Raw genomic sequence first — 20,270 nt, forward strand, 5'->3', positions numbered from 1 at the left:
CTCAGGGCCGCACTGCTCAGAACCTCGGACCTGCCACGTGGGTTCAGGGAGGTGGCGGTGGACTCCGGATCCATAGATGGTATGGAGAAAGGGTGCCCGCCTCTTGGAGCCGAGCCTGCCGGTCTTGTCACCGGTGAGGCCCACCGAATCCTGGCCGATCCCCGGAAGCCGGAAGTGGTCGGTGAGACGCTCGCCCAGATGAGCCCCGCGGTCGCGCGTAAGACCTTCACGCAGTTCTCCCGCATAGCCGCACAGTGTCGCTCGTTCTCGTTCCAGAGCAGTCTCATGGGCATCGTCTCGGTCACCATAAGTCCCTTGAAGATGCGCAGATTAGGCGCCGGAACGGCTGCCATGCGCGTCAAAGCCGATGTCGGTGACAGCGATCCCATCTACGTGAACTCCGTGCTCGTCCGCTACAACGGCACGTTGATATTCCTGGAGCACGTGACACGCCGGCCGGTCAATAGGAAGATCACTGAGAAGTACGTCACCCTGGCGTACAAGAAGGTCCGCAGCCGCTGGTGACGCACCGCTGCGAACACCGGATCTCCGCGGGACGTGCATGACCATATGGCGTCTGGCGGCCAGGGCGATGACCTGGATCACCCGCATGGCCGATCGCGCCGTGCCGAGAATCCGTTCCGGACTTCGTGACGCCTTCAGCCGGACGTCGAGCCAGGTGCTCCGCCACCTTGATGCCATGCGAGGCGCATGCGCATCGTGGAACGTGCGGGTGTCGGCACGATCGGCCGCGATCGGGGCATGGGCGCGGCGCGGTCTTCGCGGCGGCTGGAGAAGGGCGAGGGCGCCGATCGCAGCGCTCCGACGACGACGGCTGGTCTGGTCCGGCTCGGAGAGGCCAAGGTATTTCGTCACCTCGGTGATGCTCGGCGGAGTACTGGCGGGCATGTCCTACTCCATGTACGTCGCGACCGTGAGCCCGCCGAAGCCGCCGATAGTGGACGGTGCGGGCGAGCTCTACATTGACCGGCCCGGTGTCGCCGCCAGGTTAGCCGTGACGTTCTCGCCCGCCGACGTGAAAGCAGGACGCTCTCGCGTGCATATCGACAGCGTCTTCTTGCAGCGGAGGGCGGCCAAGCCGGTCAAGTGGGCCCTCGTGCTGTACGGCGATGCGGCGTTCGCCGATCCTCATGTGCCTGGAAGCACGGTCATACCACCAGGCGCGAAGATCGTGTCGGCGTGGGCCGGAGATCCGCCTTTCGCCGCCAATCCGCGGAAGAGGGTACAGGTCATCTCCGGCACAACGTATCCGGCCAATCTCGAAGGCCGGGCGGGTGCCGCGGCCATCAGCGGTTGGCTGCCCGTCGTGGTCGTGTCCCGATCCAGAGCGATATTCACCCTGGCCCTGCCTCGGTACGGCCGGGTCCACCTGTCGCCGTTGTTCGATTTCCCGAAGAAGCCGGGAGCCATCGACATCGGTATACCCGGTGAGTGGCGGCGGCCCGAACACTTCCAGGTCAACGTGGACGCGGGGAGCAACCCCGCCGGACAACGTATCGACCTGGCGTCTCCCGATGTGGCGGACCCTACCAAGCTCTCCTGGGAGAGCGGCGAATCCATACGGGCGGTGCTGCGCAGGACGGACCTGGACGAGGAGGCCCGGCAGCAGACCGTCAACTTCCTCCTTGGAGCCGTCGTCGGCGCGGGCGCGTCATCGGTGGTCGTCGCGCTGGAGAACCTGCTCAAAGCCTTACGGTGGACCGTCACAACCGGTTGAGCATGGCGAGCATGGCGCGGCTCTCCAGCGACGGCTCCACGGCCTCATTGACGTCCTGGAAAGTCGCCTGCACTTCGGCCCGGCCTCGTATGACGGAGACGAGGTCGATGAATTGCGTGATGTCCTGTTCCTTGGTGTTGACGACGACGGTGAAGCGATAGGCCACTACGCCGGGCAGCGAGGGAAGAGGGGAGATGGGTGCGAGGTCGACGTCGCGCAACTCGAGGGAGGAACGAAGCAGTTGCGTTATCAGGAGATCTTTGAGGCAGGACATCGCCTTTGCGCCCCGCAGGTCACGAAGGTCGGCGGCAGCCCGTTCCGGAGTGTCAACGAAGGTGACGCTCGCCTGGACGCGCCTGCCGTCGTCGTGGATGAACAGGGAGGAAAAGGCCCGCGCCGTCTCATGCTGTCTGGGCGGTGGGCCGCCAAGGCACGCGCTCAGAATCTTCTCGTCCTGTTCGGCCATCGGGTTGATCACGTATGGCAACCCCTGGTAGCCGCCACCGAGATCCTTCAACCGCAGCACCGCGGCCCTGGCCGCTTCTTGGTCGGCCTTCACGGGCGAAGCGGCGCTCGTTGTGGCCGAAGGGGAAGCGCTGCTCCTGTGCGTGGCGGTCGGCTGGGCCCCTCCGGAGGAACAGGCCGAGATCGCGATGACAAAGAATGCTGAAATAAGCAGTTTTGTCGCCATGTCATCTCCGAACGCAATCATGGCACGTCTGCCAGTTTTTCGATTCAGCAGCGATGATCACGGTGGCCCGTCTGATAGCCCAGACCACATCCGGACCATCGAAGCGGAGGAGTGGTGAGTCCAGGAGTGATGGTCGGGCGTTTTTCCTCCATGATGTGCGACGTCAGCCGAGCCGGCCAGTGGAAACGAGATATGCCAAGCCACTGATGGCCGGCGGCGGTTCATGAGCCGTGCACCTCCGAACGCGGCGCACGTGTCGGTTCCCATATGAAGCGATCCGGGGAAGGGCTCCGGCCTGAGGTGGACCGGCTTGCGTGGGACACAGGAATGCTCGTTGGCCGCAACCCAGCTGAGATTTCCCGATGGCGGAACGACCGGCGGCGTTGGGAGCTACCCCTGTGGGGCCATCGGGGCGAAGCCGAGATCGGCGAGCGCGGCCGTGCCGCGGGCGGCGTGGGCGCCGCCGGCGAGCACCAGCGTCCGCGCCGACTGATAGCGGCAGCCGGCGATGTCGAACGCGTCCGCCGTGGCGAGCAACCGCTCCTGGTCCTTGTCGAGCAGCGCCTGGGCTCGCTCCACGATGGCGGCGGCGACCGGGTTGCCGGCCGCGACGGTCCGGGCCTCGGCCAGCCGGTCGCCGGCTTCGGAGCTCCCGGCGAGCACGGCGGCCTCGGCGCGCAGCGCCACGTACCAGTGCAGCCAGATCCAGGTGACCCACTGCCACACCTCGCCGGGCTCGGGCGCCATCCGCTCCGATGCCTCCGGCGCCCGCCCACGGTGGAGCAGGAGCATCGCGTCGAAGACCGCCCCGTAGCCGCGGGTGTTCCCCGGCGAGGGGTCGAGCCGACTCAGCACCTCGCTCCATTCGCGCCAGGCGTCCTGGTCGTCGCGCATCCCGTGGATCATCGCCACCGCGGCCGCCGGCGGACCCAGGACGGACCTGGCGGGGGTGCCGGCCCGCTGCCACGCGTCGAGGAACCGGACGCCGCCCGCGAGCGTCTCCGCCACGTTGCCCGCCAGAGCCTCGGCCACAAGGAGCCGGCCCGTGGCGCGGTCGCCGACTTCCGCCAGCAGGGGATGTTCCGAGAGTCGCCGTGCCCACCGGCGGGCGCCCGGCAGGTCGCCGGTGCCGAGGCCGGCCTCGGCGGCCTCGCCGAGCGCCTCGATCAGCTCGTGCGTACCGGCGGGGGTGTCCGGTGTGGACGCAAGCAGCGTGATCCGGCGCCGGGCCGTGCCGGCGGCGGCGAACGTGTCACCGGCCCAGCTCTGGGCGCAGGTGAGCGTGTCGAGCGCGGCGGACTCGGCGAGCGGGTCACCCGTGCGGTGAGCGAGTTCGACCGCCCGTTCGGCGCGTGCGATCGTCAGGGGAACCGCGTCGTCGTCCAGGCCCGCGGCGGCGCCGACCTCGGTGAGCGCCCGCCCGGCCTCGGCCAGGGCCACCGCGGCCTGGGCGGCCGGGTCGTCGCCGCCCAGCTCCCGCGCCTGAGCGATGAGCGCGATCGCCTCTTCCCGCGGCGGCTGCCGTGTGAACTTGCCGGAGAACCGGTAGGCGTTGGAGGCGGCGGTCGCCAGGTCGGCGGCGGCGCCGGCGGTGTCGCCGGACCCGCGGGCGGTGTCCGCGGCCGCGCGGTGGAGGCGGTACATGTCGTCGCCATGCATCCGGCAGCCGGCCACGGCCGCGGCATGCCGGAGCATCGACGCGCCGGCGGCCGGGTCGTGGGCGAGCGCGGCGGCCTGCTCATAGCGCCCCTGGGACTCGCCGATCAGGCCACGAGCGAAGGTCAGCTCCGCCAGGTGCCGGGCGAGATCGTACGCGTCCGTGCGGTGGTCCGGCCGACCGGCCGCCCACGCCAGGGCCGCGCGCAGATCGTCCGCCACCGCGTCGAACCTGGTCCGCCGGTCCTCCCGCGCCGCCGCCGGCCCGGCGGCCTCTGCCAGGCACCAGCGAACGTGGCGGGACCGGGCGCCGACCAGCTCACCGGCCTCGGACAACCGCTCCATCCCGTACTGGCGGATGGTCTCGAGCGCCCGGTACTCCGTCCCGCCCGGGGACGCCGTCACCACCAGCAGACTCTGTTCGGCCAGCCGGGCCAGTCCTTCGGCGACGATGCCTTCCTCGCCGCCGGTGACCTCCGCCGCGGCCACGGCGGTGAACGGCGCCACGAAGACCGACACCCGGCGGAGCAGCGCCCGGTCGGCCGGCTCCAGCAGAGCGTGGCTCCAGTCCAGCGCCCCCCGCACCGAACGGTGCCGCTCATCGGCACGGGAGCCGCCGGTCAGCATCCGCAGCGGGTGGGACAGGGCGGCGGTGATGCCGTCCAGCCCGAGCGTGGCACACCGGGCGGCGGCCAGCTCGATCGCCAGCGCCATCCCGTCCAGCCGCTCGCACACCGAGGCGATCTGGTCGCGCAGCGCGGGGTCCGGCGACCGGCCCACCGCCGCCGCCCGCTCCATGAACAAGGTGACCGCGTCCGACTCGCCGGCGACGGACAGCGACAGCGGCGGGACCGGATACACCCGTTCGAACGGCACCATCAGCCGTGCCCGGCTGGTCGCCAGCACCGTCACCCGAGGGCACGTCGCCAGCAGCCGTTCGAGGAACAGCGCCACCCCGTCCGCCACGTGCTCGCAGTTGTCCAGCACCAGCAGCGCATGACGGTCGGCCAGCGCGGCGACCACGGACGCGGTCATGTCGCGGCCGGGTTGCTCGCCGAGGCCGAGCGCCCCGGCGACCGCGGTGGTGACCAGGTCCGGATCGGTGACCGGGACCAGGTCGGCGAACCACACCCCGTCGGAGTACGCGCCCGCCGCCTCCGCGGCCACCGCCAACGCCAACCGGGTCTTGCCCACTCCGCCGGGACCGACCGCGGTCACCTGACGGTGTGCCGTGATCATCTCCGTCAGCTCGACGCGCTCGCTCACCCGGCCGACGAACGAGGTCAGCGGACTCGGCAGAACCGGCGCCGGACGCGACGGACCGGCGCCGGCCGGCTCGGGCGGGCGCCGGGCGAGCGCCCGCCGATCAGGCACCTCCAGCTTGCGCAGCAGCGAGGAGACGTGACTCTCCACGGTACGCACCGAGATGCACAGCCGCGCCGCGATCTCGGCGTTGCTGAGATGGGCGCCGACCAGTTCCAGCACCTCGGCTTCCCGAGGCGAGATCTCCACTGCTGTCACCACTGTCACAGTTTCCCGCATCCTGTCCCCATGTCATCAGAGATGACCATCGTGCGTGATCCGTGCCGCCGATCCGTGGTCGGTTCCGTGATCACCACGGATGTGGACCCGCCGGGCCGCGAGACAAGCTGTGAGCACGTGAACAGCGGGTCGATGTGACCCACGACCGCAGGAGCGACCATGACCGGCTCTTCCACCCAGGGGATCAAGACCGTGCTGCACCCCGTGTCCGACCTGGCCAAGGCCAAGGCGGTGTACGCGGCTCTGCTCGGCGTCCCGCCGCAGACCGACTCGCCGTACTACGTCGGCTTCGAGGTCGAAGGTCAGCACATCGGACTGGTGCCGGACGGCGGACCGCAGGGCATGACCTCGCCGGTGGCCTACTGGCACGTGAACGACATCGAGGCGAAGCTCGCCGAGCTGTCCGCGGCGGGAGCCGCCATGAAGGAGGCCGCGCACGAGGTCGGCGGTGGCCGCCTGGTGGCCACCGTCACCGACCCCGACGGCAACGTCCTCGGGCTCATCCAGGACCGATGAGCGCCGGCCCGCCCTGCCACGCCATGCCCGCCGCGTAGCGGCCGCCGACAAGACGACGAACCCCCCTCGCACAAAGGACCTGCCATGACCTCCTTCGCATCCATCACCCTGGAAGTCGCCGACCCCGCGGCCGCTGACGCCTTCTACGACGCCTTCGGCCTGGGCTCCTACGTGAACGTACGCGCCTCGGACGCGCCGGCGATCGGCTTCCGCGGGTTCGCGCTGTCACTCGTGGCGTCCCAGCCGGGCGACGTCGACGCCCTCATCGCCGCCGCCGTCGACGCCGGCGCCACGACGCTGAAGCCCGCCACGAAGGGGTTCTGGGGCTACGGCGGCGTCGTGCTCGCTCCGGACGGAACCATCTGCAAGGTCGCGACCTCCAAGAAGAAGGACACCGGCCCCGCCGCCCGGCGCATCGACCAGGTCGCGCTGCTGCTGGGAGTGGCGGACGTCAAGGCGAGCAAGCGCTTCTACGTGGAACGCGGCCTGGCCGTGGCGAAGAGCTTCGGCGGCAAGTACGTCGAGTTCGACACCCCGTCGTCGGCCGTCACGCTGGCGCTCTACCCGCACCGCGCCCTCGCCAAGGACGTCGGCGTCCCCCAGGAGCGCACCGGATCGCACGGCATCGTCATGGCCGGCGACGCCGGGCCGTTCACCGACCCGGACGGGTACCTGTGGGAGGCCGCGTCCATCTGAGGGCGCCGGCCTCGAAGAGCGGACCACCAGGTCCGCTTCCCAAGATCCCCGAAGTTGAGATCCTCAAGGAGAGAACCGCCATGAGCAGCACCGAGAGCAGCGCCTACCAGGGATTCACGGCCGAGGAGCGGGCCGCGATGAAGGACCACGCCCAGGAGCAGAAGAAGGCGGCGCGCCGGAGCTCACGTGCCGACAAGGCGGCGCAGGAACAGCGGGACGTACTCGCGAAGATCGCCGAGTTGGACGAATCGGACCGCGTCCTGGCCGAGCGCGTCCATGCCGTCATCACCGCCGGCGCCCCGGGCCTCGCGCCGAAGCTCTGGTATGGGATGCCCGCCTACGCGCTGGACGGCAAGATCGTGTGCCACTTCCAGAGCGCGGCCAAGTTCAAGACGCGCTACGCGACGCTCGGGTTCAGCGACCAGGCGAACCTCGACGACGGCACGATGTGGCCCACCGCTTTCGCCCTGACCGAGATGACGGCCGAGGTGGAGGCGCGGATCAGCGCGCTGGTGAAGCAGGCGGTCAGCTGAGGTGCGAATATGCGCACTGAAGTGAGTCAATCTCGGGATGCCCCCCTGCTCCGGCCACCGGCGGCGCCCTTCGGCCGCTCAGCGGGCCGGAAGGGCGCCGCTGTCAGCTCCTGCGAATCCCGCAACGGTTGACAGCGTGGTGGGCGAGTGCGAAGAAGCTCAATGTGAACCGTAGTCGTCTTGTCATCGCGTTCGCCTTATGCGGCGTCTTATCCGCCTGCCAGGGCGGTACGAAGCAGACCGGCTCGCAGGAAACGGCCATGGCCTCCCCGCCTGGAGCGGCCTCCAAGAAACCCGGCAAGCCGGCCACGGTGGTGTCGACCGAGGTCGTGGACGAGCGGACCGACAAGCTCACCATCGAGTCCGCCGCCACCGGCGGCCGGCGCTCGGTGTGGGTGGTGCGACCGGCGGCCTGGAAGAAGGGCTCCACCGGCTGGCGGGCGCTGTACATGCTGCACGGCTGCTGCGCGGGCGGCGGATGGGACTGGCTCGCGAGCGGCGAGGTCAAGGCCATGACCGCCGGCCTCGACGCCGTCGTCATCGTCCCGGAGGGCGGCATCATGGGCTGGTACACCGACTGGCGCAACGGCCCCGCCTGGGAGACCTTCCACACCTCAGAGGTGCCCGCCCTGGTCGAGCCGAGATACGGCGTCGGGAAGCGCCGGGCCATCGTGGGGTTCTCCATGGGCGGCTTCGGCGCGTTCGGCTACGCGGCCCGCCACCCCGGCATGTTCGAGGCCGCCGCCTCGCTCTCGGGCGTGCTGGACATCCGCGAGGACGTGCCCGGCTACCGCGCCTTCTTCGAGCAGTACGGCCAGAGCACCGAGGACGTCTGGGGCGACCCGGGCGCCTGGCCCGCGTACAACCCCGCCGACCAGGCCGCCCGCCTCAAAGGCGTCCGCTTGTACCTCTCCAGCGGCAACGGCGAGCCCGGCCCCCTCGACCCCGGCCAGGGCGTCCACGACGGCATCGAGGCCGGCATCCTCCGCCAGAACGAGAACTTCGCCAAGGCCGCCGAGAAGGCACGCCTCACCATGACCAAGGACTTCTACGGCAACGGCACCCACACCTGGCCCTACTGGACCCGCTCCCTCCAAGAAGCCCTCCCCATCCTCCTCCCCTAACCCCCAGGTCAAAGCCCATCCACCCCTCTTACCAGACGGTCCGTGGACGCCGTGCGGCCGGCTCATGAGCAGTCGCAGTCACGCAGCACTTCATTGACACGAACGTCGTTGTCCACTTCGGGACACTCCAGCCGCCGGACTGCCGGACGAGATGGTCGTCAGCGTCGGCACTCTTGCTGAACTGTCAGCGGGCCCCCATCATACGGACGAACCTCTGGAAGCCTCTCGCCGCATGAGCGTGCTGCAAAAGCTACAGCTCGGAGTCCGTACCAAACCTCTCCGCCACGTCGGGGAATTCTTTCTGAAGCAATGCCAGCACGTGTCGTTCGAGGTCAGGGAGGTTGGTGTCCGCGACCTCCCAAATGATCAGCCAGTCCAAGCTGAAGTAAGCATGAACCGCCTGGTTGCGGAAGCCGCGGATCTGCCGCCAGGGGATCTCCGGAAGCTGATCACGGACGTCATCGCCTAGACACGCTGCCGCTTCTCCAACGACCATCAGTTGTCTGAGAACGGCATTGCGTAGTATTTCGTCGTCGCCCCACTCATGCCCCCTGTCGTCCAGCCACCGTTTCACGGTCCTGGCGGCCTCTACGATGTCCGCGAGATACAGCGGGTCGCGATGAGGATCACGCGGCATACAGAACCTCGGCGTCGCCGAGCACCCGGTCACGGATGGCCCAGTGCAGGCCGTCCTTGGACACCAGATCCACTGGGTGGCCCAGCAGCGACTCCAATTCCTCTTGAAGGCCGAAGAAAGCCAACCCCCTCACCGTATGAGGACCGCGCACGTAGAGCAGGTCGACGTCACTGTCCGGGCCGGCTTCGCCTCGGGCGGTAGATCCGAACACGGTGAGTTCGACCACGCCGTACTTGGTGCACAGCTCTGCGATGGCAGGGCGGAACCTCTCAAGGTCCTCCAGGGTCATGCTCTCATTGTGCCAAAGGGGACTCTCCGGACTGCGGTCACAAGCTTGGCGTGTCTGTGAGTCCACGACTCCAACGCCGTGGCGCCTCGGCCGGTCGGCGAAAGGATTGCCTCCGCGATACGCGCTCTTGTCCGCCATCCGATCCCAGACTCCTGATTCGGCGATCCTGCCCAGCTTCCGCCAAGCGGCTTCGAAAGCATCGCCATGTGCCGGTGAATCCATGTCTTCCACAACTCACCCCTCGGGTTCGGTCGTCTAACCGATGTCAACTCATAGTAATGGATTCATGGCTGACCGTGTTGGCCGGCGGGCGTGACGGGGTACGGCGAAGCGGCGCCGCCGTCGCCGAGCCCTCTGGCGGTCAAGCGGTGCTTGGGGCCGGCCGGGAGTCGCGGTGCGTGTGGGGCGGCGGGTTCACAGGGCCCCGGCGTCTTTGGCGGTGTAGACGGTGGGATAGATGGGCCGGAAGCCGAGCTCGCGGCGGATCTTGGCGGTGTCGGCGATGCCTTCCCAGGGATCGTCGAGTGTCCGGCTCGCCGCCTCCTCGGCGATCGGTTCACGGTTGAGGTTGAGTAGTTCAAGGGCGCTGACAGGCGCGTCATCGGCGACGTTGAACATCTCGCCGTCCACCCCGTTCGCCTGGACGGCTCGTAGCAGGGCTTGGCCGACGTCGGCGTGGTGCACCAGATGCAGGCGCTTGTGCAGTGGCCAGTCACGTGCCCACAACAGCGATTCGGCCAGATGTGGATCGCCCTCGCCGTAGACGAACGCCAAACGGGCGATGCGCAGCGGCAACCCCTCGGCTTGGTGAAGTCGCAGGAGAGCCCTTTCGGCCGCCGCCTTGCTCCTCGGATAGGCCCGTCCGGGCGGAGCAGGCTGGTCCCCCTCTGACGCCGGACGACCGTGGCCAGGGCCGTAGACCAGGGTGGTACTGGCATAGACGAACCGGGTGACGCCGGCTCGAAGGGCGGACTCGGCCAACTCGACCGTCGCGGTGTGGTTGACCGTGACCGCCTCCTCATCGGAGACGCCGCGAAACGCCGCACCCAGGTGAACGACCGCGTCGACGCCCTTGAGGGCCTTGTCCGGCGTGCCGGTGTCACGCAGGTCGCCGACGACGATCTGGGCGCCGAGCCGGCCTAGGACCTCGGCCCGAACCGGGTCACGGACAAGTACGCGGACGGACTCTGCCTGTTGGAGCAGGCGAGGGACGAACCGGCTGCCGACTCGACCGGTCGCGCCGGTCACCAGGATGGTCATGGCGGGACTCCTGAAGCTGGATCCACTGTCGGCTCGACGATAGCAGAAGCTTGGATGTATCAAACCTTTTGATCAATCCAATATTCTGATCCGTGCGAGGGACGTACCATGGCCGCCATGGAACGACGCGGTCCTGATCAGGACGAACAGCTCAAGTCCGAGATCTGGAAAGCGCTGTACAAGTTCTTCCTGGACGAACACGAGCGCCACCTGGAGTCTGTCGCCGACCTCGGCGTAAGCCCCGGAGACCTCAAGGCGCTCATGCGACTGGTCCCGGGCCGCCGTGAGCCGATGCGCGCGCTGGCCGACATGTGGCGTTGCGACGCCTCGACCGTCACCTGGATCGTCGACCGGCTGGAGAAGCAAGGTCTGGTCGAGCGCCAAGCCCACGAGAGCGACAGACGCGTGAAGGTCGTCGTTCTGAGTCGTCGTGGCAGGGAGCTGCGAACGCAGCTTCTCGACCGCTTCTACCAGCCGCCCGCCGTCCTTTCGAAGCTGTCGCACGCCGACCTGAAGACGCTCCATCAGCTGTCCACGCAGCTACACCCAGAAGCCACCTGAACGGCCGGCCGGGTAGCGCCTCCAACGAGCTTCTGCCAACGGCCGGTCACACCAAAGATCCTGGCGGCGCCAGCCACTTCACCGGTTGCCCGGTGACCTTCGCGATGGTCTCGTAGTCGCGGTCGTAGTGCAGGACGGTCAGCCCGCTGAGCTCCGCGGTCGCCGCCACCAGCAGATCCACCGGGCTGGCACACCGGTGCTGTCCTTGTTTTGTCAGCAACTCCTGGATGTCGGCCGCCCGCTGGAAGGTGCGGTCCGGCATCGGGATCCAGTAGTACTCGTCATGCGATTTGCCGAGCGCCGACGTTCTGTCGGCGAAAGGACCTGGCACTAAGCAGCAGTTCCAGTTCGATGATCGGGCACAGGCCGATCTGGCCGCTTCTCAGCGTCTCCTGCCACTTCTCCCGGAGATCCTTCTGTCGTTCCAGACGCGCAAGCGCACTGGTGTCGATCAGATACCGGGGCATGGCCGCCTCGGTAGTTTCTCTTGTCCATCAGCCACTCCAGGTCGAGTGCACCTGATTCCGCCGGCTCCGCGAACCGGTCGAAGGCGTCCGCCCTTCGGCGCTGGTCTGCGGTCGCCTCCAGCAGGAGGGCGTTGACCGCTTCTTCCTGGCTTGACGTGTGGTACATCTCCATGGCCGCGGCAAGGACCGCATCGTCCACATTGATCGCTATCTTCGCCATCGTGCTACTGAGCCTCGGGGGATCGCCTGGAGTCTACCGAGCAATACGCGTCCATCCGGTGACCGTCCGTAGTAAATATCATGTCAACGAAAGGTAATTGATCAGATCCACTCTGTGATGGCGGTTCAAGAAATCATGCAGGGCGAACCGTGGCCGGCGCCTCGCCGTGGAGGGTGCACCAGGTGATCTTGCCGCCGGTTGGGGGGTACCGGTGGCCCCAGGTGGTCGCGAGGGCGTTCACGAGGCGCAGGCCGCGGCCGCCTTCGTCGTCCGGCTCGGGCGATCTCATGACGGGGGGCGTGCGATCGGCGTCCCAGACTTCCAGAATCACTCGGGTGTCCTGCCGGTGGAGGTCCACCCAGATGATCTGGACGCTGCCGTGGGCCGGTCCGCCGTGCCGGGTGAGCTCCTGACTGGCCTTGATCGCGTTGGTGGTCAGCTCGGAGATGAGCAGTTCGGCCGTGTCGATCAGGTCGCGCCTGTGCCAATCCGACAGCACGCCACGGACGTGACGCCGCGCCTGGGACACCGCCGTGGGGTGTGCCAGGAGTTCCAGGTACTGCCGTCGTCTTGTCGTGCCGGTGGTCATGGAATCCTCGCATTCGCCGAGCGTGCCGGCTCGTTCCGGTCGCTCGGACGGTCATCGTGAGTCGGGTGGCACATTGCGATACGTGCCGCTTTCCGGATGCGTCCACGGAGTCGCCATTTCTCGCCCCCAGCCTGGAGTCATCGCGTTACGCTTGGTAGCAAATTGACTACGGAATGACTTCAGAGTTGTTCTGACGTCGATGAGTCCGGTCTGGCCAGGTGTCGCGAGGGGACCTCATGACCAAGATGATCGACATCGACCCCGAGGAGTCGCCGCGCGCGCGGTTCGCGTACGAGCTGCGCCGCCACCGGCTGGCGGCGCGCCTCACCCAGAAGCAACTGGCCCGGCGCATCGGGTTCTCCACCAGCGCCGTCGCGATGGTGGAGACGTCCAAGTTCCGGCCGTCGGAGCACTTCGCCCAGCTCTGCGACCAGGTCTTCGGCCTGGACGGCGTCATGGCCCGCCTCTACGCCGAGGTCTGGCCGCCGCCACCCCCCGTCCCCGCCCACTTCCGCGACTGGGCGATAGAAGAGCAGAGAGCCACCGCATTGCGGCTGTGGTCGCCTCTCCTCATTCCCGGCATTCTCCAGACCGAGGCCTTCGCCCGGCGGATCTTCGAGCGGGAGCCCGGCCTCACCGGTGAGCAGATAGAGGAGCGTCTCGCCGGCCGTATGCAGCGCAGGTCGATCTTCTCGCGCACCGATCCTCCCGCTGTCATGTGCCTGATCGACGAGGGCGTTCTCCACCGCCCCGTCGGCGGTCCTGAGATCATGCGCGAACAACTCGAATACCTGGTGGAGATGGCGCGTCGCCCGAGGGTCACCATCCAGATCGTCCCTTATAGCGCGGAGGCCCTATCCGGCCTGATCGGTGCCTACGCCATTGCCGAAATGCGGGGAAACGCGTATACGGTGCGAGTGGAGTCCCAACCCCGAGGGCGGACGATAACCGACAGAAGCACGATCACCGAGATCATCGATCGCTATGACGCCGTCCGGGCGGACGCTTATCCGCAGCACCTGTCCTGCCAGATCATCGAGGAAGTGGTGAAGCAGAAATGGACCTGAGCGGAGCGCGTTGGCGGAAGTCGACATGGTCGGGCGGGGACGGCGGTGAGTGTGTCGAGGTGGCCGGCGGGTTGGTCGGCGTTGTGGCGGTCCGGGACTCGAAGGATCCTCATGGGCCCGTGCTGGTCTGCGGCGCCGACGAGTGGCGGGCGTTCCTCGGCGGCGTGAGAGGCGAAACGTTCGGCCGCTGACGCCGGGATGGATGGTCCGAGCCCCAGGCGCCTGCGCGGGTGACCTGGGGCTGCGCGTAGCGAGGGTCAGCGGCGGGTGAAGCGGTGGGTCGTCCGGCCCGGTTCGCCGTTGACCTCGCTCGCGGGGATGTCGGCGAGGACGCGCTTCACCTTGCCCTTCAGGTCGACCACCACGATCTGCTGGGGGTTCTTCGTCTTGTCGTGGTACATGACGTGGGCGTCGTTGAACCAGCCGATGGTGGTGAAGGTCTTCGGCACCGAGAAGGACGCGCGACGGCGGCCGGTGGCGAGGTCCCACACGCACATGGTCGCGTAGACGTCCGGGCAGGTAGTGAGGAATGACTTCCCGGCCGGAGAGATGGGGCTCTCGGTTCCGTACGCCTCCCCGGTTCCAGGGATGGTGCGGACGGTCTTCCCGCGCAGGTCGAAGAAGCGTAGCCCGGCCTTCGGGCCGGTTCCGTAGTACTGCGCGACGGTGGTCTCGCCCGGCGCCCACACGAACGGCGCGCCGATGCCTCCTTGGGCGTCGGCGGTGACGAGGGTGGCCTTGGCGGCGGCGACGTCCACGATGGCGAAGCCGACGGGCTTCCTTCCCTCGGGAGTCGGCTCGAAGGTCGTCAGCAGCAGCCTGCGGGCGTCGGACGACCAGAAGGCGTTGAAGTTCTGCAGCCGCTTCTCGGTCAACTGGACGACGAACTGCCGGTCGGTGCCCCGCTCGATCAGCCGGACGAAGTCGGTCGTCCCGGGGATGGAGTCCTTCAGCCAGGGCACCACGGCGGTCCACCTGCCGTCGGGGGAGGTGAGGGGCTCCTGGAAGGGGGCCTCGGACTCGAAACGGCCGGACTCCGGGTCCCGCTGGTAGACCTTCGACTCCTTGCGGCTGGTGTACATGTACGTCGTCAGGCGCACCGGGTCCGTGGCGTTCTCGTGCAGCGTGGTCTTGACGCCAGGCAGCCGCACGTCGACGGTCTTCGCAGCCGGAGCGGCGGTGACCTCCGCGACGGGCCTGGCCGGTCCGGCGGTCGTCCGCGGCGACGCGGTGGCCGGGCCGGCGACGTCGTGCCGGGTCAGCCCGTACACCACGGCCGCCGAGGTCAGCCCGAGCGCCACTGCCCCCGCCGCCACCCAGAGCGCCCGCAGGCGCCTGGCGGCGCCGCCGCCGGGCACCGTGGTGACGTCGTTGAGGGTGGGCGTGGACGGGGGTGTCGCGCCAGGCCCGAAGGCGGGTGCCGCGCCGGGCACGGAGGCGGCGGCGGGCGTCGCGGCGCCTGAGGCAGTGCCGGAACCGTTGCCGGTGCCGGGTCCGCCGGCGCCCGCGGCGACGGCCGAGCCGGCGGAGAGCAGGTCGGTGCCCGCGGGCCGTTCCCGCGCGCCGAGCAGGCGCATCAGCGCGCCCCTGGCGGTGGGACGCCGCGCCGGGTCCTTGGACAGGCAGTCGGCGATCAGCTCCCGCAGGTCGCCATGGAGGTCGCCGAGGTCGGGTTCGCGGTGCAGGATGCGGTTGACGACCGCCGGGAGGGAGTCCATGCCGAACGGCGGCCGCCCGGTCGCGGCGAACACCATCGTCGAGCCCCAGGCGAACAGGTCGGCCGGCGGCTCCACCGAGGCGTCCTCCAACTGCTCGGGGGCCATGTACGGTGGCGTGCCGACGACGCCCGAGCCGGTGGCGGAGGTGTCCAGCGCCCGCGCGATGCCGAAGTCGATCACCCGAGGGCCGTCCCGCCCGAGCAGCACGTTGCTCGGCTTGAAGTCGCGGTGCACCACTCCGGCGCGGTGGATGGCGGCGAGCGCGGTCATGGTGCCGACGGCGAGCCGCCGCAGCCGGGTGTCGCGCAGCGGCCCTTCGCCGTCGACGACCTGCTGGAGGGTGGGACCGTCGATGTACTCGCTGACGATGTACGGCCGGCCGTCCGCGGTGCCGCTCTCGACGACCTGGGCCGTGCAGAACGGCGCGACCCGCCGCAGGATCTCGGTCTCGCGCTGGAACCGTTCCGGCGCGGACACCTCTCCGGTCGAGCCCGCCAGGCCGTGGCGCAGCATCTTGACGGCGACCCGTTCGCCGGAGGGGGCCGTGCCGAGGAAGACCGAGCCCTGGCCGCCTTCACCGATGCGGCCGGTGAGCTCGTAGTCGCCCACGCGCGACGGGTCGCCGGGGCGCAGGGGAGCGGTGAAGGTCACGGTCCTACTTCCACCCGAACCGGAAGGAACCCAGCTTGGTGTCCTTCTTCGGGACATCGACCAGCGTCCGCTTCACCTTCCCGTGGAAATCGAGGACGACGTACTTCTTGTCGTCCTTGCGCTGGTCGTAGACGACCAGGTGGTGCTCGTCCCACCAGCCGTGCACGGAGAGGTCGTCCCACGCCGGGATGGTGGCCGTGCGGTTGCCGGAGGCGAGGTTCCACACGCAGATGGTGGCGGGCCCCTTGACGGACGGGCAGTAGGTGTAGAAGGAGGCGCCGGAGGGGGAGAAGATGCCCGGACCGGGGATCTGGCCCACCCACGGCAGCGTGCGCACGACGTTGCCGTTCAGGTCGCGGAAGCGCAGGCCGAATCTCGGCTTCTCCTTCTCGTACGCGCCGACGACGTAGGCGCCGTCGGGGCTCCAGTCGAAGTTGCCGTACCCGTCCCGCTGGTCGTCGGTCTTGACGATGGTGGCCTTGCGGGCGGCGACGTCCACCACCACGAACCCGGCGGGGTACTGGGTCTTCTTCTTCAGGTCGAAGTCGTAGAAGGTCAGCAGGAAGCGCTTGCTGTCTCTGCTCCAGACGCCCGACAGCCCGCGCAGTGGCTGTTTGAGCGTGTCGATGGAGAACTTCTCACCGGTCGTGCGGTTCTGGAAGACGATGTAGTCGTAGCTGGACGCCGCGAACTTCAGCCACGGGTTGAGCGCCGTCCACTTGCCGTCCGGTGACAGGGCCGGGTCGCCGAAGTCGGCGTTCTCGGCGATCTTGCGGAAGGTGTCGGTGCCGGGGTCGCGGACGTAGCTCCGCAGCCGCTTGCCCTTGATGTCCTGGAGGAAATAGGCGTTGAGCTGGAAGGGGTCCGCCGGGTTCTCGTGCAGCGCGGTCTTCAGGTCGGGAAGGACGATCTTCTTGGTGGCCGGCGGCGGCGGGCTGGGGGAGGCCTCGATGATCGAGGCCGACGGGGCGGGCACGGGCGTCGGGGTCGGCTGGGCCACGGGCGCAGCCACCGTCGTGGTCTTGGGCGTCAGCAGGTACACCGCGCCCCCGGAGGCGAGCGCGATGGCGAGGGCGCCGGCCACGAGCAGCGCCGTCCGGCCGCGGCGGCCGGTCCGTCCCGGCGGCGGCAGCGTCACGCGGGACGCCGGGTCGGGCGGCGGGGCCGCGCGCAGGTCGCCGGGCGCCCAGGGGGCCGCGTCCTGCGCGGCGGGGGCCGCGGGGCCGGCGTCGGCGGTGGCCAGGATCTGCGAGTGTCCGACCAGGCGGAGCAGGGCCTCCCCGGCCGCGGGCCGGCGCGAGGGGTCCTTGGACAGGCACTCGCCGACCAGGCTGAGCAGATCGCCTTCCAGGACGCTCAGGTCGGGCTCGTCGCGCAGGATCCTGTTGATCGTGGCCGACATGCTGCCGGCGTCGAACGGGTCGCGACCGGACGCGGCGAAGAGCATGGTCGCGCCCCAGGCGAACATGTCGGACGCGGGGCCGACGGGGGCGCCGTCGAGCTGCTCGGGCGTGAGGTACGCCGGGCTGCCGACCGAGCGCGTGGTGCTGGACACCCCGGCGTCCAGGGCCTCGGCGATGCCGAAGTCGATCACTCTGGGCCCGTCCGGGCCGAGCAGGACGCTGCGCGGGTTGAGCTCGCGGTGGGCGATGCCGGCCTGGTGGATGGCGACGAGCGCGGTCATCGTGCCGATGGCGAGCCGGTGCAGCGCCGGGCCGCGCAGCGGGCCGTCGTCCTCGACGGCCTGCTTGAGGGTGGGCCCGTCGATGTACTCGCTGACGACGTACGGGCGGTCGCCGGCCATGCCGGTCTCGATGACCTGCGCGGTGCAGAAGGCCGAGACCTGCCGCAACTCCTCGACCTTGGCGAGGAACCGATCGGCGCCGGTGAGGTCGTCGTGCAGCAGTTTGACCGCGACGTGCTCCTCGCCCGCTCGTTTCGCGAGGTAGACCGTGCTCTTACTCCCTTCGCCGAGCCGGCCGACGATGTGGTAGCCGCCTAACTCGCTTGGATCATCCGTGAGGAGGGGCGAAGCCTCCGGCATGTCGGGATTCTCCTTAGGAAAAGTCCGTCGGTAGATCGTCAATTATGCGTACGGCAAGCGACGGCCGGGAGGTTCTCATCGCTTTTGCCGGGCTTTCGACAGCCTCTCACGCTTGAGCGGCCAGTGGGATGCGCCGGAATGTGCGCTGTGGTGACGGAAGACGCGAGCCGGACGACCGTCCCGGACGATGATCTATGCGGGTGTCCGGCTCTCCCAGGACTCTTCAAGGGTGCGTACCGAAACAACCGGCTTTGCGGACTTCGTCGCACTTTCTGGGTACTTCGGGATAAAGCCGACTCGAAAGGAAGATCATGGCTAGATGCGAAGTATGCGGTAATGATTATGAGATGAGCTTCGAGGTGCACGCCATGGGCGGTGTGCACACCTATGACTGCTTCGAGTGCGCGATCCAAGGCATGGCGCCGATGTGCGAGCACTGCGGCTGCCGCATCATCGGTCACGGCGTCGAGGCGAGCGGCCATTGGTACTGCTGCGCCCACTGCGCGCGGGAGAAGGGCGTCTCGGACCTGGTCGACCACATCGGAGCCGCCTCCTCCCGGTGACCCGGTGACCCGGTGACGGCCGCCCGCGGCCGCCCTCGGGCCCGCCTCCGGCGACGGCGGGCCCGTCAGCGCACGTCAGAGGGAGCCCGCCACGCGGAGGGCTCCGCTCAGGTCGTTGGCCTTGGCGTCCCGGACGCCCACCGGCGCGAGCCTCAGCCCCCGTTCGATGGTGGCCAGGATCGAGGTGGTGTCGTAGACCGTGTGGTCCACGCCGGAGCGCCGCAGCGACCGGCCGATGACCAGCGCGGGGATGCGGGTGCCCGGCCCGAACCGGTCGAACGCGCCACGCGTGGCGCTGCCCTCGCCGGGCGGCGGCAGGTGGTCCCACTGGCCGCCGTTCTCGTCGTAGGTGACCACCACCAGCGTGTCCTTGGCCTGCGGTCCGCTCAGGACGGTCTTGAGCAGGTCGACCAGATGGTCGCTGCCGTCCGGTTCGCTGGCGTAGCCAGGGTGCTCGTTCTCGGCGCCGTACGGCTTGACGAAGCTGACGGTGGGGAGCGTCCCGTTCCTGGCCGCGGCCAGGAACGCGGTCTCGTCCTTCAGGTGCGCGCGCCCCGGCTTTCCGGGAGCGTACGCGGCGAAGTAGTTGAACGGCTGGTGGTGGTACTGGAACAGCGGGCCGGGGCGCCCCGCCTCGGCGGCGTCCCAGCCGCCGGAGTACCAGGCCCAGCTCACCCCCTTGGCGGTCAGCCGGTCGCCGATGTTGGGATACTTCGCGTCGTCGATGAGCGGCAGCCGCGCTCCGTCGCCGTGCGGCGCGACGGCCGGCTGGATGGTGTTGACCGCGTAGTCGCCGCAGGCGAACGCGGGGTTGGCCGACGGCCCGCACGCCTGGGTGAGCTGAGCGTCCTTGACCGCCGTCTTCGGCCTGTACAGCGGGTAGCCGGCGTTGGGGAACCCCTCGGCGTCGATCACCGAGTGCAGCGCCTGGTTCGCGCCGCCGGGCCCCGCGCTGGTGTCGACGGGCGCGCGGCCCGCGATCAGCCACTGGTGGTTGAGGAACGAGCCGCCGAACGCGCCCTGGAAGAAGTGGTCGGCGACCACGTACTTGGGCGCGCCGGCCGAGTGCAGGTACTTCCAGATCGGCAGCCGCCGGGTGTCGTAGACGCCCATGGTGAGGCCGACGGCGTCGCTGCCGGTCACGTAGCGGTCCTGCCTGCCGCCGTGGATCTGGTACTGCTCCTGGTAGAAGCGGTGGACCAGGTCGCGCGTGCAGCCGCCGGGCTCGGCCCCCGGGCCGCCCTCCGGCACGCCGTCGGGGGCGGAGACGCCCGGAGCCGGGCATGTCCTGTCGCCGGGGCGGATGTAGTCGTCGATGGTGAACGGCCGGTTGGCGAAGTGGCCCGCCGGGACGCCGTGCGCGGCGTCCCGGCAGGTGGCCGCCAGCGGCGGGGCGGTCAGGTTGACGTCGTTCTGGGCCAGGCAGCGGTAGGGGGTGCCGTCCTGCGCGACCTGCCGTGCCCGGGCCCCGGCCGCGTCGAGGCCCTCGACCCGCCGGCCGCCCACCGGGCCCCAGCCGCCGTAGAGGTTGTCGAAGCTGTGGTTCTCCTCGTAGATGACCACCAGGTGGCGGTGACCGCCGATCACGTGCGGCGCGGCGCCCGCGTGGCCGCCGCCGGCCACGTCCGCGCAGGCCGGCAGCGACACCGCCGCCAGCAGTGCGCACGCGCCGAGGGCCGTCACCGATCTGCTTCTCGCTCGCATCCGC

The 20,270-nt window shown here is 69.2% G+C and carries 21 protein-coding genes and 1 pseudogene; 10 read left to right on the top strand and 12 right to left on the bottom strand.

Annotated features, from left to right (window positions below; genetic code table 11):
• Positions 1 to 57: 57 nt before the first annotated feature.
• Together ACZ6QO_RS27880 and ACZ6QO_RS27885 are read left to right on the top strand one after the other, a co-directional pair.
• Positions 58 to 525, top strand: coding sequence for a hypothetical protein (locus tag ACZ6QO_RS27880; RefSeq protein WP_465854702.1), 468 nt, complete (start codon positions 58 to 60; stop codon positions 523 to 525).
• Positions 526 to 592: 67 nt separating this feature from the next.
• The gene (locus ACZ6QO_RS27885; RefSeq protein WP_465854703.1) at positions 593 to 1,738 is read left to right on the top strand and encodes a hypothetical protein; all 1,146 of its coding nucleotides are present in this window, start codon (positions 593 to 595) and stop codon (positions 1,736 to 1,738) included.
• On the opposite strand, the gene ACZ6QO_RS27890 is transcribed toward ACZ6QO_RS27885, so the two are convergent.
• Complete coding sequence (locus ACZ6QO_RS27890) at positions 1,725 to 2,429, bottom strand: hypothetical protein (protein ID WP_465854705.1); 705 nt, start codon at positions 2,427 to 2,429, stop codon at positions 1,725 to 1,727. The genes ACZ6QO_RS27885 and ACZ6QO_RS27890 overlap by 14 nt on opposite strands.
• A gap of 390 nt (positions 2,430 to 2,819) precedes the next feature.
• Entirely contained in the window at positions 2,820 to 5,606 is a 2,787-nt protein-coding gene (locus ACZ6QO_RS27895; RefSeq protein ID WP_465854707.1) for an ATP-binding protein, read from the bottom strand.
• Between the two features lie 180 nt (positions 5,607 to 5,786).
• On the opposite strand from ACZ6QO_RS27895, the gene ACZ6QO_RS27900 reads away from it, so the two are divergent.
• The 4 genes from ACZ6QO_RS27900 (at position 5,787) to ACZ6QO_RS27915 (ending at position 8,496) form a co-directional block, all read left to right on the top strand.
• Entirely contained in the window at positions 5,787 to 6,143 is a 357-nt protein-coding gene (locus tag ACZ6QO_RS27900; RefSeq protein ID WP_465854708.1) for a VOC family protein, read from the top strand.
• Positions 6,144 to 6,227: 84 nt separating this feature from the next.
• Positions 6,228 to 6,839: a VOC family protein gene (locus ACZ6QO_RS27905; protein ID WP_465854710.1), complete on the top strand. Its 612-nt coding sequence runs from the start codon at positions 6,228 to 6,230 to the stop codon at positions 6,837 to 6,839.
• Positions 6,840 to 6,919: 80 nt separating this feature from the next.
• On the top strand, positions 6,920 to 7,372 hold the full coding sequence (locus ACZ6QO_RS27910) for an iron chaperone (RefSeq protein WP_465854712.1): 453 nt from the start codon (positions 6,920 to 6,922) through the stop codon (positions 7,370 to 7,372).
• A gap of 260 nt (positions 7,373 to 7,632) precedes the next feature.
• Positions 7,633 to 8,496, top strand: coding sequence for an alpha/beta hydrolase (locus ACZ6QO_RS27915; RefSeq protein WP_465854714.1), 864 nt, complete (start codon positions 7,633 to 7,635; stop codon positions 8,494 to 8,496).
• A gap of 250 nt (positions 8,497 to 8,746) precedes the next feature.
• On the opposite strand, the gene ACZ6QO_RS27920 is transcribed toward ACZ6QO_RS27915, so the two are convergent.
• The 3 genes from ACZ6QO_RS27920 to ACZ6QO_RS27930 form a co-directional block, all read right to left on the bottom strand.
• Complete coding sequence (locus ACZ6QO_RS27920; RefSeq protein ID WP_465854716.1) at positions 8,747 to 9,133, bottom strand: HepT-like ribonuclease domain-containing protein; 387 nt, start codon at positions 9,131 to 9,133, stop codon at positions 8,747 to 8,749.
• The gene (locus tag ACZ6QO_RS27925) at positions 9,123 to 9,422 is read right to left on the bottom strand and encodes a nucleotidyltransferase family protein (protein ID WP_465854717.1); all 300 of its coding nucleotides are present in this window, start codon (positions 9,420 to 9,422) and stop codon (positions 9,123 to 9,125) included. The genes ACZ6QO_RS27920 and ACZ6QO_RS27925 overlap by 11 nt, the downstream gene beginning before the upstream one ends.
• 414 nt (positions 9,423 to 9,836) lie before the next feature.
• The gene (locus tag ACZ6QO_RS27930; protein ID WP_465854719.1) at positions 9,837 to 10,682 is read right to left on the bottom strand and encodes an NAD-dependent epimerase/dehydratase family protein; all 846 of its coding nucleotides are present in this window, start codon (positions 10,680 to 10,682) and stop codon (positions 9,837 to 9,839) included.
• Positions 10,683 to 10,799: 117 nt separating this feature from the next.
• On the opposite strand from ACZ6QO_RS27930, the gene ACZ6QO_RS27935 reads away from it, so the two are divergent.
• A complete protein-coding gene (locus tag ACZ6QO_RS27935; RefSeq protein WP_465854721.1) occupies positions 10,800 to 11,243 on the top strand; it encodes a MarR family winged helix-turn-helix transcriptional regulator in 444 nt (147 codons plus the stop codon).
• A 46-nt stretch (positions 11,244 to 11,289) separates the two neighbouring features.
• Here the strand turns inward: ACZ6QO_RS27935 and ACZ6QO_RS27940 are convergent, their stop codons facing one another.
• The 4 genes and pseudogenes from ACZ6QO_RS27940 to ACZ6QO_RS27955 form a co-directional block, all read right to left on the bottom strand.
• Positions 11,290 to 11,505: a PIN domain-containing protein gene (locus tag ACZ6QO_RS27940; RefSeq protein WP_465854831.1), complete on the bottom strand. Its 216-nt coding sequence runs from the start codon at positions 11,503 to 11,505 to the stop codon at positions 11,290 to 11,292.
• A 19-nt stretch (positions 11,506 to 11,524) separates the two neighbouring features.
• Positions 11,525 to 11,710 carry a hypothetical protein gene (locus tag ACZ6QO_RS27945; RefSeq protein WP_465854845.1) on the bottom strand — a complete coding sequence of 62 codons (186 nt, stop codon included), beginning with the start codon at positions 11,708 to 11,710 and terminating at the stop codon, positions 11,525 to 11,527.
• Between the two features lie 139 nt (positions 11,711 to 11,849).
• Positions 11,850 to 11,930, bottom strand: a pseudogene (locus ACZ6QO_RS27950) (hypothetical protein); the annotation flags it as partial.
• A gap of 133 nt (positions 11,931 to 12,063) precedes the next feature.
• Positions 12,064 to 12,519 (bottom strand): ATP-binding protein, encoded by a 456-nt coding sequence (locus ACZ6QO_RS27955; protein WP_465854723.1) that lies wholly within the window; start codon positions 12,517 to 12,519, stop codon positions 12,064 to 12,066.
• Positions 12,520 to 12,755: 236 nt separating this feature from the next.
• Here ACZ6QO_RS27955 and ACZ6QO_RS27960 point away from each other — a divergent pair, with 236 nt between their 5' ends.
• Together ACZ6QO_RS27960 and ACZ6QO_RS27965 are read left to right on the top strand one after the other, a co-directional pair.
• Positions 12,756 to 13,586, top strand: a complete 831-nt coding sequence (locus tag ACZ6QO_RS27960) for a helix-turn-helix domain-containing protein (RefSeq protein WP_465854725.1) — start codon at positions 12,756 to 12,758, stop codon at positions 13,584 to 13,586.
• A complete protein-coding gene (locus ACZ6QO_RS27965) occupies positions 13,577 to 13,777 on the top strand; it encodes a DUF397 domain-containing protein (RefSeq protein WP_465854727.1) in 201 nt (66 codons plus the stop codon). The genes ACZ6QO_RS27960 and ACZ6QO_RS27965 overlap by 10 nt, the downstream gene beginning before the upstream one ends.
• A 66-nt stretch (positions 13,778 to 13,843) precedes the next feature.
• On the opposite strand, the gene ACZ6QO_RS27970 is transcribed toward ACZ6QO_RS27965, so the two are convergent.
• Entirely contained in the window at positions 13,844 to 15,955 is a 2,112-nt protein-coding gene (locus tag ACZ6QO_RS27970; protein WP_465854729.1) for a serine/threonine protein kinase, read from the bottom strand.
• 4 nt (positions 15,956 to 15,959) lie between these two features.
• Positions 15,960 to 17,999, bottom strand: coding sequence for a serine/threonine protein kinase (locus ACZ6QO_RS27975; protein WP_465854731.1), 2,040 nt, complete (start codon positions 17,997 to 17,999; stop codon positions 15,960 to 15,962).
• A gap of 311 nt (positions 18,000 to 18,310) precedes the next feature.
• On the opposite strand from ACZ6QO_RS27975, the gene ACZ6QO_RS27980 reads away from it, so the two are divergent.
• Positions 18,311 to 18,562, top strand: a complete 252-nt coding sequence (locus tag ACZ6QO_RS27980) for a hypothetical protein (RefSeq protein ID WP_465854733.1) — start codon at positions 18,311 to 18,313, stop codon at positions 18,560 to 18,562.
• 75 nt (positions 18,563 to 18,637) lie between these two features.
• Here ACZ6QO_RS27980 and ACZ6QO_RS27985 read toward each other — a convergent pair whose 3' ends face one another.
• The gene (locus ACZ6QO_RS27985) at positions 18,638 to 20,266 is read right to left on the bottom strand and encodes an alkaline phosphatase family protein (protein ID WP_465854735.1); all 1,629 of its coding nucleotides are present in this window, start codon (positions 20,264 to 20,266) and stop codon (positions 18,638 to 18,640) included.
• Positions 20,267 to 20,270: the final 4 nt, after the last annotated feature.

It is taken from the genome of Sphaerisporangium sp. NPDC049457, assembly GCF_055586705.1.